This window comes from Pseudomonas sp. FDAARGOS_761 (genome assembly GCF_013343155.1).
In the GTDB taxonomy this organism is placed as follows: Bacteria; Pseudomonadota; Gammaproteobacteria; order Pseudomonadales; family Pseudomonadaceae; genus Pseudomonas; species Pseudomonas aeruginosa.
The window spans coordinates 6,026,635-6,041,555 of sequence record NZ_CP054572.1; the positions used below are offsets into that span (position 1 = coordinate 6,026,635).

Sequence of the window (14,921 nt, forward strand, 5' to 3'; positions counted from 1 at the left end):
GGGCTCGCCAGCTTGTTGGCGGTCCGCCGAAAAACCGCCACGGTTTGCCAGAGAAGTGTTTCAGTATTTCGGTGTAGGTGCTTTTTTATTTATAAGTAAAAATAATTTTCCGCTCTCATCAAAGAACGAAAAAGCACAAGGACAGAAATGAAGAAGCCCGGCGTTCGCCGGGCTTCTTCATTTGGACTTCAGGGTATGAAGACCGCTGGGGGGACGGGATCGCCGCCCACCCGCCGCGCGTGCTGGCGCACGTCGGCACAGGGGAAGGGGCCGCCATCCGGTTCGTGGCCGAAGGGCGCGGTTCGCCGGGCGAACCGAAAGCCGGTGCCAGGGGCACTGCGAGCGATTGAGCAAGCGGCGTGCCAGCCATCGACAGGTGGCCCGGCCCGTCAACTGCGGGGCACGGGCCCACGGCATAAGCGGATTTTTGCCGAAGGCCCGAGCACAGGGCGGGGTTTTCCGCCGTCGTTACCGTTCCGTCAGCTCATCCCCAGCCAGTTCGGCAATGCCATGGATACCGCCGGGATGTAGGTCACGATGATCAGGAACACCAGCAGGATCATCAGCCACGGCAGCGCCGCGCGGATGGTCGCGCCCAGCGGCATGCCGGTGACCGCCGAGGTGACGAACAGGTTGAGGCCGACCGGCGGGGTGATCAGGCCGATCTCCATGTTCACCACCATGATGATGCCGAGGTGGATCGGATCGATACCCAGCTCCATGGCGATGGGGAAGAAGATCGGTGCCAGGATCAGGATGATCGCCGAGGGCTCCATGAAGTTGCCGGCGATCAGCAGCACGATGTTCACCACCAGCAGGAACATCCACGGCGACAGCCCGAGGTCGGTGACCCAGGCGGCGATACTCTGCGGAATCTGCTCGGTGGTCAGCACATGGGCGAAGAGCATGGCGTTGGCGATGATGAACATCAGCATGATGGTCAGCTTGCCAGACTCCAGCAGCACCTTCGGGCACTCTTTCAGGCGCATGTCCTTGTACACGAACAGCGCCACGAACGCCGAGTACACGGCCGCGACGGCGGCAGCCTCGGTTGGGGTGAAGGCGCCCGAATAGATGCCGCCGAGAATGATCACCATCAGCAGCAGGCCCCAGAGCGCCTTGCGCGCGCTGGCGATCCATTCGCGAAGGCTGACTCTCGGCATGGCCGGCAGCTTCTTGACCCGGGCGACGATGTAGATCACCACCATCAGGATCAGGCCCAGCAATAGTCCGGGGACCACGCCGGCCATGAACAGCTTGCCGACCGAGGTTTCGGTCGCCGCGGCATAGACCACCATGACGATCGACGGTGGGATGAGGATGCCCAGGGTGCCGGCGTTGCAGACGATCCCGGCGCCGAACGCCTGTGGGTAGCCCGAACGGACCATGCCGGCGATGGCGATCGAGCCGACCGCCGCCACCGTCGCCGGCGAGGAACCGGACAGCGCGGCGAAGAGCATGCAGGCGAGCACCGCGGCGATCGCCAGGCCGCCGCGAATATGCCCGACGCAGGCGTTGGCGAAGTCGATCAGGCGCCGCGCCACCCCGCCGGTGGTCATGAACGCGCCGGAGAGCAGGAAGAACGGGATCGCCAGCAGGGTGTAGTGCTCGGAGGTCTCGAACAGCTTGATCGCCAGCGAGCGTACCGAGTCCGGGCTGAACAGGAGGATCGTCAGCGCACCGGATAGCCCCAGGGAGACGGCGATCGGCACGCCGATGAACATCAGCAGGAACAGCAGCAGGAAGAGGAACAGGATGGTCATGCTTTCGGCTCCTCGTGCTCGGTCAGCTTCAGCGCGTCGGCGGCCTCGTCGGCCAGGCCCAGGCCGGTCTGACGGTTGCGCAGGATGCGCACGAGGATCTCGGCGAAACGGATGAACACCAGGGCGAAACCGACCGGCACGATCAGGCCGATGTGCCATTGGCGGATGCCGAAGTGGTCGAGGTCCTCGGCGCCGATGCCGGCGATGAACAGGGTCTTCACCCAGTCGTAGCTGGCCACGCAGAGCAGGCCGGCGTAGCCGAGGCAGGCCAGGCAGGCGATCACGCCGAGGACCCGCTGTACCGGCCGCGAAGCCAGCTTCACCAGCACGTCCACGCCGAGGTGCCCGGCGGTGCGTACGCCGTAGGCGATGCCGAGGAAGATCAGCCAGGCGAACAGGGCCTTGGTCAGGGCGTTGCTCCAGGTCATCTCCTGGGCCAGGCTGAGGATGGCGTCGCCGATGGCGAGCAGCGTCTCGTTGCCGCCCTCCCAGAGGTCGGCGAGATCGTAGAACAGCGTGTAGAGGTTGTTGAGGACCACATAAACGAAGGTAACCAGCGTCATGGCGGCGAGGAGGAAGGCGATCAGGCCTTCCTCCAGGCGCGCCCAGACGCGCGCGAGCGCGTGCATGGGCTTTCCCTCTTCTTCTTATTGAGCCTGGTTGGCGGCTTCGGCGGCCTTGATCAGGTCGGCGCCGATCTCACCTTCGAACTTCTTCCACACCGGCTGCATGGCCTTGCGCCATTCGGCCCGCTGTTCGGGAGTGAGTTCGATGATCTCGCTGGTCTTGGCCTCGACGATGCGCTGCTTGTCGCCCTGGTTGAGCGCCTCGGCCTGCTTGTTCACCTCCACGGTCACCTCGTCCATGGTCTTGGCCAGAACGCCGCGCACGTCTTCCGGCAGGCCGTTCCAGAACTTGGTGTTGGTGATCACCATGTAGTCCAGCACGCCGTGGTCGGATTCGGTGATGTACTTCTGCACTTCGTGCATCTTCTGCGAGTAGATGTTCGACCAGGGGTTCTCGGTACCGTTGACCACGCCGGTCTGCAGGCCCTGGTAGACCTCGGCGAAGCTCATCTTGCGCGGGTTGGCGCGCACCGCCTTGAACTGTTCCTCGAGCACCTTGGAGGCCTGCACGCGGAACTTCAGGCCGCGGGCGTCCTTCGGCTCGCGCAGGGGCTTGTTGGCGGACAACTGCTTCATCCCGTTGTGCCAGTAGCCGAGGCCGGTGATGCCCTTGTCCTGCATCGAGGTCAGCAGCTCCTTGCCCTGCGGGCTCTGCTGGAAGCGGTCGACCGCCTGGATGTTGTCGAACAGGAACGGCAGGTCGAAGATCTGCAGTTTCTTGGTGTACTGCTCGAACTTGGCCAGCGACGGCGCGATGATCTGCACGTCGCCCAGCAGCAGGGCCTCCATTTCCTTGCCGTCGCCGAACAGCGACGAATTCGGGTAGACCTCCACCTTGACCTTGCCCGGCAGGCGTTCCTCCACCAGTTTCTTGAACAGCAGCGCGCCCTGGCCCTTGGGCGTGTGCTCGGCGACGACGTGGGAGAACTTGATGACGATCGGGTCGGCCGCCTGGACGATTCCGGCGACGGTCAGGGAAAGTGCGCAGACGAGCGCCTTCGCGGTGTGCTTGAGCATGAGACTTCCTCTTTGTTCTTGTCTGTCTTTTATGAAGAGGACAGATGTCCTCTCGGCGTGGCCGAACAAGGGAAGTCTAGGCAGCGCAGCGGCAGATGCTGCGTGAATCGGAAAAGCGCCTGGTCTTCTGCTTGTTGGAACGCTCGGGAAGCCGTGAGCAAGCCCTGTGCCAGTCGGGCAAGGGCGTGCAGGGGAGATGCTGCGGGCGCGAATGGCGAACGGCTGGCGGTATTCCGCCATTCATTCGCCATCATCTGGCGGATTCTCGCCAGGCGTGTTGAACGGCAGGCCGTGCTTGCGCAGCTTGTCGTGCAGGGTCTTGCGCGGGATACCGAGGGCCTCGGCGACGCTGCGCAGCGAATTGTGCGGGCGTTCCAGCTCGGCGGCGATCAGCGAGCGTTCGAAGGCCTCGACCTTGGCGCTGAGGTTGTGCGGCTCGTCGGCGGCGTCGGGCAGGACTCCGTCGTCCAGGCTCAGGCCGAGGCCCAGGGCGAAGCGCTCGGCGGCGTTCTGCAATTCGCGCACGTTGCCCGGCCAGTCGTAGGCCAGCAGCCGCGCCGACTGGCCGGCGTCCAGTTCGCGTGGCGTCAGGCCATGGCGCATGGCGCCGGCTTCGGCGAAATGGCGGAACAGCAGCGGGATGTCCTCGCCGCGCTCGCGCAGCGGTGGGATGCGCAAGCTGGCGACGTTGAGGCGGTAATAGAGGTCGGCGCGGAAGCGGCCCTGGTCGGCGGCCTGGCGCAGGTCTTCCTTGGTTGCCGCGATGATGCGGATATCCAGCGGGATCAACTGGTTGGAGCCGAGCCGCTCGACTACCCGTTCCTGCAGCAGGCGCAACAGCTTGACCTGCACGTCCAGGCTCATGCTCTCGATCTCGTCGAGGAACAGGGTGCCGCCATTGGCGTACTCGAACTTGCCGATGCGGCGCTTCTGCGCGCCGGTGAAGGCGCCGGCCTCGTGGCCGAACAGTTCGCTTTCCACCACCGATTCGGCGAGGGCGCCGGCGTTGATCGCGACGAACGGGCCGTCGCGCCGGCTCGACAGGTCATGCAGGGCTCGCGCGACCACCTCCTTGCCGGCGCCGGTTTCGCCAAGGACCAGCACGTCGGCCTGGATCGCCGCTAGCGAGCCGACCTGCTCGCGCAGGCGCTGCATGCCGGCCGAGCGTCCGATCAGGCGCCCATGCAGTTCGTGGCGTTCGGCCAGGGCCAGGCGCAGGGTGCGGTTCTCCAGGACCAGCCGGCGCACCTCCAGGGCGCGGCGCACGCTGTCGAGCAGGGCGTCGCTGGGAAAGGGCTTTTCCAGGAAGTCGTAGGCGCCGCCGCGCATGGCCTGGACCGCCAGCGGCACGTCGCCGTGGCCGGTGATCAGGATCACCGGCAGGTCGGCGTCCTGTTCGTGCAATTGGCGGAGCAGTTCCATGCCATCGATGCCGGGCATGCGGATGTCGCTGACCACCACCCCGGGCCAGTCCTTGCACTGCGCGGTATCCAGCTGGCGCGCGTCGTCCAGGGTCGCGACCTTGAGCCCGGCGAGGTCGAGCGTCTGGCGCAGGGCCTGGCGCAGGTGCGGATCGTCGTCGATCAGCAGGACCTGGGTCTGGGCATCGAATGGCGCGAAGGGACTCATGCGCGGGTTTCCTCCTGGGGCATGGCGGCGACGCCGGGAACTCCCGGCAGCAAGTGCAGGCGCACCACGGCGCCGCCTTCGAGATGGTTGCCCATTTCCAGGCGGCCGCCGAGGGCGCGCAATAGGTTATCGCAGATGGCCAGGCCGAGGCCGAGCCCTTTGGCGGTGGTCTTGGTGGTGAAGAAGGGTTCGTGGGCGTGGGCCAGGGCGTCCTCGGAAAACCCCGGGCCGTTGTCGCGCAGGGTCAGGGTCACGCCGTGCTGGTCCTGGCTGGCGATCACCCACAGGCGCCGCGGCGGAGCTTTCTCGGCGAGCGCGTCGAGGGCATTGGTGAGCAGGTTGCCGAGGATCTGCCGCAAGCGGGTCTCGCCGGCCTGGACCCACAGCGGGGCGTCCGGCACGTCGCGCAGCAGTTCGACGTTCATCGCCCGCCGCCGGCTGGCCACCATCGACAGGGCGTCCTCGATCGCCGGCTGCAACTGCACGTTCTCCGGCGCCCGGCGCGCACCGCGGGCATAGGCCTTGAGGTGGGCGATGATCGAGGCCATGCGGGTGGTGAGGTCGCTGATCTGCTCGAGATTGCCGCGGGCGTCCTCGGTGCGCTGGTGGTCGAGCAGCACCCGGGCGTTGTCGGCGTAGCTGCGGATCGCCGCCAGCGGCTGGTTGAGTTCGTGGCTGATGCTCGCCGACATGGTGCCGAGGGCCGTGAGCTTGCCGGCCTGGACCACTTCGTCCTGGGCGCGCATCAGCTCGCGCTGGGCCTGCTCGCGTTCGTGGACTTCCTGCTGCAACTGCGCGTTGGCGTTCTCCAGCTCGCGGGTGCGTTCCAGTACGCGCTCTTCCAACTGGCGCTTGGCCTCGGCCTCGAGAGCGATGCGGTCCAGGTAGTGACGGCGGCTGAGGGTCAGCAGGGTAAGTAGCAGGAGCAGGGCGAGCAGGGTCGCGCCGCCGATCAGCAGGACGCTGCGCACCGGCCGTTCGATGAGGGTGCGGGGGGCGTAGATGCTCACCGTCCAGCCGGTTTCCGGCAGCGTCCGGCTCTGGCTGAGCCAGGCGCTCTGTTGCAGGCGCAGGGGCTTCGGGTCCTGCACCGGGTAGGGGATGTTGGCGTGGATCTCGTCGCGCTCCGCCGCGCTCAGCGGCCGACTGGCATGGAAGCGCCAATCCTCGCGTGAGGAGAGGATCACCACGCCGTAGTTGTCTATCACCAGCAGTTGCTCCGGGGAATTGCCCCAGAGCCGTTCGATGTGTTCGAGATCGACCTTCACCACCAGCACGCCGATGATCCGCGAGCCTTCCTTCACCGCACTGGCGAAGTAGTAGCCGCGCTTGATCGAGGTGGTGCCCAGGCCGAAGAAGCGCGCCAGGCGGCCCTGCATGGCCTCGCGATAATAGGGGCGGAAGGCGAAGTTGCGGTGGACGAAACTGTCCGCCTGGGCCCAGTTGGAGGCGACCTGGGTGGTGCCGTCCGGTTGCAGCAGGTAGATCACGTCGGCGCCGGTGCGTCGGCGGATGTCGGCCAGCGCCTCGTTGGCGATCTTCTGCAGCAGCGGGTCGCCAGGTTGTTGCAGGGCCTGGCGCAGCACCGGCAGGCCGCCGAGGATCTGCGGCAGTTCTTCGTAGCGGCGCAGCGTGCCGAGCAGGTTGGCGACGTAGAGGTCGAGCGTCTGGCGGTTCTGCTCGGCCAACTGCTCGCTGTAGTAGCGCTCGGCGAAATATTGCAGGGGCCAGAGCAGCGGCGCGAGAAGCAGGGCGAGGATGACCAGCGAGCGCCAGCGATGGAAATAGGCTTTCAAGACGAACGAACCTGCCGTGGCTGCGAGTATCCGGGGCATCCCGGACGGGATGCCCTAAATTATCACGCCTTGCGCCGAGTCCGGTCGCTCCCTGCCGTTCAGGGGAAGCAGTCGGCGTCGGCGAATGACTTGCCCTGGCGGTCCTTCTCCGAAAGCAGGGGGGCATCCTGCAGCGGCCAGTCGATCTTCAGCTCGGGATCGTTCCAGACGATGCAGCGTTCGTGTTCCGGCGCCCAGAAGTCGGTGGTCTTGTAGAGGAACTCGGCGTATTCGCTGAGCACCACGAAGCCGTGCGCGAAGCCGGCCGGAATCCACATCTGGCGCTTGTTCTCCGCGCTCAGGCGTTCGCCTACCCAGTGGCCGAAGGTCGGCGAGCCGCGACGCAGGTCGACGGCCACGTCGAATACCTCGCCGAGGGTGGCGCGCACCAGTTTTCCCTGGGCTTGCCGGATCTGGTAGTGCAGGCCGCGGAGGACGCCACGGGCGGAACGCGAATGGTTGTCCTGGACGAAGCTGACCGGATGACCGCAGGCTTCCTCGAAGGCGCGCTGGTTGTAGCTTTCGAAGAAGAATCCGCGATCGTCGCCGAACACCCGGGGTTCGAAGAGGATGACGTCGGGGATTGCCAGGCGGGTCGCTTTCATCAGTACACGGTTCCAGTCAGCAGGCGCTTGAGGTATTGGCCGTAGCCGTTCTTGGCCAGCGGCGCGGCGAGTTTTTCCAGTTGCGCGGCGTCGATCCACTTCTGCCGGTAGGCGATCTCTTCCGGGCAGGCCACCTTGAGTCCCTGGCGGTTCTCCAAGGTGGCGATGAACTGGCCGGCCTCGAGCAGCGAATCGTGGGTGCCGGTATCCAGCCAGGCGTAGCCGCGGCCCATGATCTCCACGCTGAGCTGGCCGCGCTCCAGATAGGCGCGGTTGACGTCGGTGATCTCCAGCTCGCCGCGCGGCGAAGGCTTCAGGTCCCTGGCGATGTCCACCACCTGCTGGTCGTAGAAATACAGGCCGGTGACCGCGTAGTTCGACTTCGGCTTCAGTGGCTTCTCTTCCAGGCTGATGGCCTTGCCGCCCTGGTCGAACTCGACCACGCCGTAGCGCTCCGGGTCCAGCACGTGGTAGGCGAAGACGCTGGCGCCGGTCTGGCGCTGCGAAGCGCTGCCGAGCAACTCGTGGAAGTCGTGGCCGTAATAGAGGTTGTCGCCCAGGACCAGCGCGCTGAGGTCGTTGCCGATGAACGACTCGCCGATCAGGAAGGCCTGGGCCAGGCCGTCCGGCGACGGTTGCACGGCATATTGCAGGTCCAGGCCCCAGTTCGAACCGTCGCCCAGCAACTGCTGGAAGCGTGGGGTGTCCTGTGGGGTCGAGATGATCAGTATCTCGCGGATGCCCGCCAGCATCAGGGTACTGAGCGGGTAGTAGATCATCGGCTTGTCGTACACCGGCAGCAACTGCTTGGAGATGGCCAGCGTTGCCGGGTGCAGGCGGGTGCCCGAGCCCCCGGCGAGGATGATGCCCTTGCGTTTCATAGTGGTCCCTGCTCGCTCAGTTCCTGGATCATGCGTCCGGCATGGTAGCGCCAGTCTGGCAGTACCAGGCCGAAGACCTGTTGCAGCTTGCGGTTGTCGAGGCGCGAATTGGCCGGACGCTTCGCCGGCACCGGGTAATCCTCGGTGGTGATCGGCAGGACCCGCTGCGGCGTCGCCTGCAACTCCCAGCCCCGCTCCAGCGCCTGTTCGATGACGAAGCGCGCATAGAGGTGCCAGGACGTCTCGCCGCTGGCGACCAGGTGGTAGGTGCCGCTGGCCCGTGCTGCCAGCTCGGCGTCCCAGCGCAGGCGCTGCAGGGCCTGGGCGGTGACGTCGGCGATCAGCTCGGCGCTGGTCGGCGCGCCGAATTGGTCGGCCACGACCTTGAGTTCGTCGCGTTGCCCGGCCAGGCGCAGCATGGTCTTGGCGAAGTTTCCGCCGCGCGCGGCGTAGACCCAGCTGGTGCGGAAGATCAGGTGGCGGCAGCCGCTGGCGCGGATGGCCTGCTCGCCTTCCAGCTTGGTCTGCCCGTAGACGCTCAGCGGGCCGGTCGGCGCGTCCTCGGCGAAAGGCACGCTGCCCGCGCCGTCGAACACGTAGTCGGTGGAGTAATGCACCAGCCAGGCGCCGCAGGTCGCGGCCTCCTCGGCCAGTACCGCGACGGCGCGGGCATTGATCAGGCGGGCGTTGTCGGCATCGCTCTCGGCCTTGTCCACCGCGGTGTAGGCACCGGCGTTTACGATGAACTGCGGCCGCTCGGCGCGAACCAGTCGCGCCAGGCCTTCGGGGTCGGCGAGATCGGCGCGCCGGCGGTCACAGACCAGCAGTTCGCCCAGCGGCGCCAGGGCGCGCTGCAGCTCCCAGCCGACCTGGCCGTTGGCGCCGAGGAGAAGGATCCGGTTCATGCGTACTGCTTACCCACCCACTCGCGGTAGGCACCGCTGGTTACGTTGGCCACCCAGTCCTGGTTGTCCAGGTACCAGCGCACGGTCTTGCGGATGCCGGTCTCGAAGGTTTCCGCCGGCTTCCAGCCCAGCTCGCGCTCCAGGCGCGTGGCATCGATGGCGTAGCGGCGATCATGGCCCGGACGATCCTTGACGAAGGTGATCTGCTCGCGATAGCTGCGGCCGTCGGCGCGCGGCTGCTCTTGGTCGAGGATGGCGCAGAGGGTCTCGACCACGTCGAGGTTGGCCTTTTCGTTCCAGCCGCCGACATTGTAGGTCTCGCCCAGTTGCCCGGCTTCGAGGACCCGGCGGATGGCGCTGCAATGGTCCTTGACGTAGAGCCAGTCGCGGATCTGCTGGCCGTCGCCGTAGATCGGCAGCGGCTTGCCGGCCAGGGCGTTGTGGATCACCAGTGGGATGAGCTTTTCCGGGAAGTGGTAGGGGCCGTAGTTGTTCGAGCAGTTGGTGGTCAGCACCGGCAGCCCGTAGGTGTGGTGATAGGCCCGCACCAGGTGGTCGGAGGCCGCCTTGGACGCCGAGTAGGGACTGTTCGGCTCGTAGCGGTTGTTCTCGGTGAAGGCCGGATCGCTCGGTGCCAGCGAGCCATAGACTTCGTCGGTGGAGACGTGGAGGAAGCGGAATGCCGCCTTCGCTTCCGGCTCCAGCGCGCCCCAGTAGGCGCGCACTTCTTCCAGCAGGCGGAAGGTGCCGACGATGTTGGTCTGGATGAAGTCCTCGGGGCCGTGGATCGAGCGGTCCACATGGGATTCCGCGGCGAAGTTGAGGATCGCCCGCGGCTGGTGCTCGGCGAGCAGGCGGGCTACCAGCTGGCTATCGCCGATATCGCCGGCGACGAAGGTGTGCCGGACGTCGCCGTCGAGGCTGGCGAGGTTCTGCCGGTTGCCGGCGTAGGTGAGCTTGTCGAGGCTGACCACCGGCTCGTCATGCAGGGCCAGCCAGTCGAGCACGAAATTGGCGCCGATGAAGCCGGCGCTGCCGGTCACGAGAATCGTCATGAGTCATACCTTGTTCAAGCAGTGGTTGTCCGTAGGGCTGCTTCGACACGTCCCGCCAAGGTGTACCAATCGATCGTGAAGACGACGATTAGTACGGGAAAAATGGCGATCCTGCCAACCCCAGATCTGGTAGGTGCATCTGACCCGGCATTCTATGCGAAGTGCCATCATCGGGCGGCAGGTAGGAGGATAAAACAAAAAAGCCCCGCGCGAGGCGGGGCTTTTCGGGGATTCGTGGTGCCGGCACCAGGAGTCGAACCCGGGACCTACTGATTACAAGTCAGTTGCTCTACCAGCTGAGCTATACCGGCGAAGAGGGCGACATTATAGCCAGCCGCCGCCAGGAGTAAACCACTGATTTTCCTGCCCGAATGCCGTTCGTCCTCAGTGCCCGGAGGCGGCCGCGCCGGGCTTGGCGCCGAACGGCGGGCGGGCCAGCCAGATGATCACCAGCAGGGCGAGGAACAGCCAGCCGAGCATGGTGAAGTAGTCGATGGTGGACATCATGTAGGCCTGGCTCTGCACCATCCGGTCGAGCAGCGCCGCGTTCGCCTGGGTGTTGCCGCCGAGCTGGGCGAGGGTTTCGTGGGTGGCCGGGTCGTAGAGGCTGATGTTTTCGCTGAGGTAGGCGTGGTGCTGGGTGGCGCGGCGGTTCCAGATCCAGGTGGTCAGCGAGGCGGCGAAGCTGCCGCCGAGGGTGCGCAGGAAGGTGGCCAGGCCGGAGCCGTCGGCGATCTGGTCGGGGGGCAGGTCGGAGAGCAGGATGCTCAGGATCGGCATGAAGAAGAATGCCACGCCGAGCCCCATGATCAACTGCACGATGGCGATATGCTGGTAGTCGACCTCGGTGGTGAAGTTGGCGCGCATGAAGCAGGTGATGGCCATCGCCAGGAACGACAGGCCGGCGAGCATGCGCAGGTCGAAATGGTTGGCGTAGCGGCCGACCAGCGGCGAGAGGAACACCGGGAGGATGCCGATTGGCGCGGCGGCCAGCCCGGCCCAGGTGGCGGTGTAGCCCATCTGGGTCTGTAGCCATTGCGGGAGCAGCAGGTTGATGCCGAAGAACGCGGCATAGCCCAGCACCAGCGCCAGGGTGCCGGCGGCGAAGTTGCGGTGGGCGAACAGGCGCAGGTTGACGATCGGATGGCGGTCGGTGAATTCCCAGATGATGAAGAAGGCCAGGGCGATCGCCGCGATCAGCGCGCCGCCGACGATGAAGTTCGACTCGAACCAGTCCAGGTCGTTGCCCTTGTCGAGGACGATCTGCAGGGCGCCGACGCCGATCACCAGGGCGATCAGGCCGACGTAGTCCATCGGCGCCTTCTTGATCACCACCGGGCGTGCCTTCAGTTGCTGGTAGACGACGAAGGCGGCGAACAGGCCGACCGGCACGTTGATGAAGAAGATCCACGGCCAGCTGTAGTCGTCGGTGATCCAGCCGCCGAGGATCGGCCCGGCGATCGGCGCCACCACCGTGACCATCGCCAGCAGGGCCAGGGCCATGCCGCGCTTCGCCGGTGGGTAGATGGAGATCAGCAGGGTCTGGGTGATCGGATACAGCGGCCCGGCGACGAAGCCCTGCAAGGCGCGGAAGCCAACCAGAGAAGGCATCGACTGGGCGATGCCGCAGAGGAACGAGGCGAGTACGAACAGCAGCGCGGCGGCGATGAACAGGCGCACCTCGCCGACCCGCCGGGCCAGCCAGCCGGTCAGCGGCAGGGCGATGGCGTTGCTCACGGCGAACGAGGTGATCACCCAGGTGCCCTGTTCCGAACTTACCCCGAGGTTGCCGGAGATGGTCGGCAGGGCGACGTTGGCGATGGTGGTGTCGAGCACCTGCATGAAAGTCGCCAGGGACAGGCCGATGGTCGCCATCACCAGGCTGGGCGGGGAGAAGCTGCTGCTTTCGCTCATGCTGGCAGGCTCAACGCTGGGCGGTCTTGCCGTGGTCTTCGGCGAGGTTGGCTTCGATCAGGCGTTCGATCAGCTTGTCGGCCGAGGCCAGTTGCTGCTGGTAGACATCGGTGGAGAACAGCGCTTCGCGCGGTGGTTGCTGGGCCAGGGCCGGGCCGCTCTGGTCGTGCAGGTCGACCTTGACGTCCATCGACAGGCCGATGCGCAGCGGATGCTTCTGCAATTCTTGCGGATCGATATGGATGCGCACCGGCACCCGCTGGACGATCTTGATCCAGTTGCCGGTGGCGTTCTGCGCCGGCAGCAGGGAGAACGCGCTGCCGGTGCCCACGCCGAGGCTGTCGACGGTGCCGCTGTAGCGCACGTCGCTGCCGTAGAGGTCGGAGCGGATCTCCACCGGCTGGCCGATACGCATGTGCTTGAGCTGGGTTTCCTTGAAGTTGGCGTCGATCCAGATCTGGTCCAGCGGGACCACGGCCATCAGCGCATTGCCCGGTTGCACGCGCTGGCCGACCTGTACGCTGCGCTTGGCGACGTAGCCGGTGACCGGCGCGACGATGGTCGAACGGGCGTCGTCCAGGTAGGCCTGGCGCAGTTGCGCGGCGGCGGCCTTGACGTCCGGATGGGAGGTGATCTGGGTGTCGTCGACCAGCGCTCGATTGGTGTTCAACTGCTGTTCCGAGCTGGTCAGCGAGGCTTTCGCGCTGTCCAGCGCGTCGCGGGCGTGGGCCAGTTCCTCCTGGGAAATGGCGCCGTCGTCGGCGAGGTTCTTGCGCCGCTTGTAGTCGGCCTCGGCCTTGGCCAGCGCGACCTTGCGGGTGGCGACCTCGGCGCGATAGCCGTCGACGTTGCTGAACAGCCCGCGTACCTGGCGCACGGTGTGGGCCAGGTTGGCCTCGGCGCGCTGGAGGGCGATGTCGGCGTCGCTGGGATCGAACCTGACCAGTTCCTGGCCCTTGCGCACCAGGTCGCCGTCGTCGGCGCCGATGCTGACCACGGTGCCGACGATCTGCGGGGTGATCTGTACCACGTTGCCGTTGATGTAGGCGTCGTCGGTGTCCTCGTGCCAGCGGCCGTAGAAGAACTCCCAGGCCACGCTGGCCAGGGTGGCGAGGACGATCACGGCGAGCAGGATCAGCAACCAGCGCTTGCGCTTCGGGTTGCCGGCGGGGGTTTCGCTGTTGGCGGTAGTCATGGTGGGTGCCTCGTTCATTCTGCCGGCGCTTTCGCGGTAGCGAGCGCAGCGGAGCGGGAATCGGGTTGGAAACCGCCGCCCAGGGCCTGGACCAGCTGGACGGAAAGATCGATCTGCTGGCTCTCCAGGCTGGCCAGCTGGCGTTCGGCGACCAGCAGTTGCTGTTGCACGCTGAGGGCGTCGAGGTAGCTGCCGACGCCTTCGCCGTAGCGACGCATGGCCAGGTCGAAGTTGGACCTGGCGATATTGCGGGCCTGGCGCTGGTCGATCACCTGCTGCTCCAGGGAGCGCAACTTGCCGAGGTCGTCGCTGACCTCGCCGAGGGCCTGGACCAGCGTCTTGTTGTACTGGCCGACGGCCAGGTCGTAGTCGGCGTCGCGTTCGGCCAGGTTGGCGCGGCGGCGGCCACCGTCGAAGATCGGCAGGGAGATCGCCGGCGCCACCTGGAAGAAGCGGCTCGGCGCCTGCAACACGTCGCTGGTGTGCAGGGCGGCGAGGCCGGCCATCGCGCCGAGATTGAGGTTGGGATAGAACTCGGTCTTCGCCGAGTCGATGTTGCGGCGCGCCGCCTCGACCCGCCAGCGCGCGGCAACGATGTCGGCGCGGCGGCCGAGCAGTTCCGCCGGGAGCACCGAGGGCAGGCTCAGGCTGGCCGGGTTCAGCGGTTGCGGGCGCTGCAGTTCGAGACCGCGATCGGGCCCCTTGCCCAGCAGCACGGCGAGGGCGATGCGGGCGCTGGCGATGTCCTGCTCGGCGGCGCTGAGCTGCTGGCGGGCGGTAGCCAGCTGGGTCTGCGTCTGTTGCAGCTGGACCTTGCTGTCGAGCCCGGCGCTCATGCGCTTCTGGCTCAGCTCGGTCATGCGCTGCGAGCGCTTCAGTTCTTCCTCGGCGAGATCGCGCACGGTAAAGGCGTGGGCGAGGTCGCTGTAGGCGCGGGCGATGCTTGCCGAGAGGCCGATGCGCGCGGCCTGGCTGTCGATCCGCGCGGCATTGGCCTGGCCGAGGGCGGCTTCCCAGGCGGCGCGCTCGCCGCCCCAGAGGTCGAAGTCGTAGTTGAAGCCGAGCGACAGGTACTTGATCGCCGAATAGCGGCCGCCGAGCGGTGCCGGGGCCACGCTGGTCGGCGCGCGGATGCCGGAGTAGCTGGCCTTGGCGTCCAGCGTCGGCTGGCGCGCGGCATCTTGCGCCTGGGCCGTTGCCGCCGCCTGGCGCGCACGCGCCTCGGCGATCTGCAGGTCGGGAGTGCCTTGCAGGGCTTCGCCGATCAGTTGGTCGAGCTGCCGGTCGCCGAGCCCGGTCCACCAGTCCTGGCGCGGCCAGGCCGCTGGCGAAAGGGCTACGCCGTCCAGGCTCCTGCCCGCCTGGAGGGCGCCTGCCGGTTGCAGTCGGGCGTTCGGTTCCAGGCCTTCGGAAGTGACGCAGCCGGCGGCCAGCAGTATCGCCGAGGCCAGCACCAATCGCTGCGGCCAGAGATGGAGAGGAGGGAAGGGCATGGA

At 66.5% G+C, this 14,921-nt stretch carries 12 protein-coding genes and 1 tRNA gene; all 13 read right to left on the reverse strand.

The window, feature by feature from the left end:
- Positions 1–479: 479 nt before the first annotated feature.
- Complete coding sequence (gene dctM / locus FOC67_RS28075; RefSeq protein ID WP_003096192.1) at positions 480–1,763, reverse strand: C4-dicarboxylate TRAP transporter large permease protein DctM; 1,284 nt, start codon at positions 1,761–1,763, stop codon at positions 480–482.
- Positions 1,760–2,392, reverse strand: a complete 633-nt coding sequence (gene dctQ, locus FOC67_RS28080; RefSeq protein WP_003096191.1) for a C4-dicarboxylate TRAP transporter small permease protein DctQ — start codon at positions 2,390–2,392, stop codon at positions 1,760–1,762. Before dctQ ends, dctM begins: the two co-directional genes overlap by 4 nt.
- Positions 2,393–2,410: 18 nt before the next feature.
- Positions 2,411–3,406, reverse strand: coding sequence for a C4-dicarboxylate TRAP substrate-binding protein DctP (gene dctP, locus FOC67_RS28085; protein WP_003105525.1), 996 nt, complete (start codon positions 3,404–3,406; stop codon positions 2,411–2,413).
- Between the two features lie 240 nt (positions 3,407–3,646).
- Entirely contained in the window at positions 3,647–5,035 is a 1,389-nt protein-coding gene (gene dctD, locus FOC67_RS28090; RefSeq protein WP_003096187.1) for a two-component system response regulator DctD, read from the reverse strand.
- Complete coding sequence (dctB, locus tag FOC67_RS28095) at positions 5,032–6,870, reverse strand: two-component system sensor histidine kinase DctB (RefSeq protein WP_003123664.1); 1,839 nt, start codon at positions 6,868–6,870, stop codon at positions 5,032–5,034. Before dctB ends, dctD begins: the two co-directional genes overlap by 4 nt.
- Before the next feature lie 59 nt (positions 6,871–6,929).
- Positions 6,930–7,475: a dTDP-4-dehydrorhamnose 3,5-epimerase gene (rfbC, locus tag FOC67_RS28100; RefSeq protein ID WP_009314461.1), complete on the reverse strand. Its 546-nt coding sequence runs from the start codon at positions 7,473–7,475 to the stop codon at positions 6,930–6,932.
- Positions 7,475–8,356 carry a glucose-1-phosphate thymidylyltransferase RfbA gene (gene rfbA / locus FOC67_RS28105; protein WP_009314460.1) on the reverse strand — a complete coding sequence of 294 codons (882 nt, stop codon included), beginning with the start codon at positions 8,354–8,356 and terminating at the stop codon, positions 7,475–7,477. Before rfbA ends, rfbC begins: the two co-directional genes overlap by 1 nt.
- Positions 8,353–9,261 (reverse strand): dTDP-4-dehydrorhamnose reductase, encoded by a 909-nt coding sequence (rfbD, locus tag FOC67_RS28110; RefSeq protein ID WP_009314459.1) that lies wholly within the window; start codon positions 9,259–9,261, stop codon positions 8,353–8,355. Before rfbD ends, rfbA begins: the two co-directional genes overlap by 4 nt.
- Positions 9,258–10,316 (reverse strand): dTDP-glucose 4,6-dehydratase, encoded by a 1,059-nt coding sequence (rfbB, locus tag FOC67_RS28115; RefSeq protein WP_009314458.1) that lies wholly within the window; start codon positions 10,314–10,316, stop codon positions 9,258–9,260. Before rfbB ends, rfbD begins: the two co-directional genes overlap by 4 nt.
- A 235-nt stretch (positions 10,317–10,551) precedes the next feature.
- A tRNA-Thr gene (locus FOC67_RS28120) sits at positions 10,552–10,627 on the reverse strand.
- Between the two features lie 73 nt (positions 10,628–10,700).
- Positions 10,701–12,230, reverse strand: a complete 1,530-nt coding sequence (locus FOC67_RS28125; protein ID WP_003096173.1) for a DHA2 family efflux MFS transporter permease subunit — start codon at positions 12,228–12,230, stop codon at positions 10,701–10,703.
- 10 nt (positions 12,231–12,240) lie between these two features.
- Positions 12,241–13,425 (reverse strand): efflux RND transporter periplasmic adaptor subunit, encoded by a 1,185-nt coding sequence (locus tag FOC67_RS28130; RefSeq protein WP_003110594.1) that lies wholly within the window; start codon positions 13,423–13,425, stop codon positions 12,241–12,243.
- Positions 13,426–13,439: 14 nt separating this feature from the next.
- Positions 13,440–14,918 (reverse strand): efflux transporter outer membrane subunit, encoded by a 1,479-nt coding sequence (locus FOC67_RS28135; protein ID WP_009314457.1) that lies wholly within the window; start codon positions 14,916–14,918, stop codon positions 13,440–13,442.
- Positions 14,919–14,921: the final 3 nt, after the last annotated feature.

Coding starts and splice junctions, on each gene's coding strand:
- rfbC (WP_009314461.1), bottom strand. CDS start 7,475: ATGAAAGCGACCCGCCTGGCAATCCCCGACGTCATCCTCTTCGAACCC.
- dctB (WP_003123664.1), bottom strand. CDS start 6,870: ATGCCCCGGATACTCGCAGCCACGGCAGGTTCGTTCGTCTTGAAAGCC.
- dctM (WP_003096192.1), bottom strand. CDS start 1,763: ATGACCATCCTGTTCCTCTTCCTGCTGCTGTTCCTGCTGATGTTCATC.
- FOC67_RS28130 (WP_003110594.1), bottom strand. CDS start 13,425: ATGACTACCGCCAACAGCGAAACCCCCGCCGGCAACCCGAAGCGCAAG.
- dctP (WP_003105525.1), bottom strand. CDS start 3,406: ATGCTCAAGCACACCGCGAAGGCGCTCGTCTGCGCACTTTCCCTGACC.
- rfbB (WP_009314458.1), bottom strand. CDS start 10,316: ATGACGATTCTCGTGACCGGCAGCGCCGGCTTCATCGGCGCCAATTTC.
- FOC67_RS28135 (WP_009314457.1), bottom strand. CDS start 14,918: ATGCCCTTCCCTCCTCTCCATCTCTGGCCGCAGCGATTGGTGCTGGCC.
- dctQ (WP_003096191.1), bottom strand. CDS start 2,392: ATGCACGCGCTCGCGCGCGTCTGGGCGCGCCTGGAGGAAGGCCTGATC.
- FOC67_RS28125 (WP_003096173.1), bottom strand. CDS start 12,230: ATGAGCGAAAGCAGCAGCTTCTCCCCGCCCAGCCTGGTGATGGCGACC.
- dctD (WP_003096187.1), bottom strand. CDS start 5,035: ATGAGTCCCTTCGCGCCATTCGATGCCCAGACCCAGGTCCTGCTGATC.
- rfbA (WP_009314460.1), bottom strand. CDS start 8,356: ATGAAACGCAAGGGCATCATCCTCGCCGGGGGCTCGGGCACCCGCCTG.
- rfbD (WP_009314459.1), bottom strand. CDS start 9,261: ATGAACCGGATCCTTCTCCTCGGCGCCAACGGCCAGGTCGGCTGGGAG.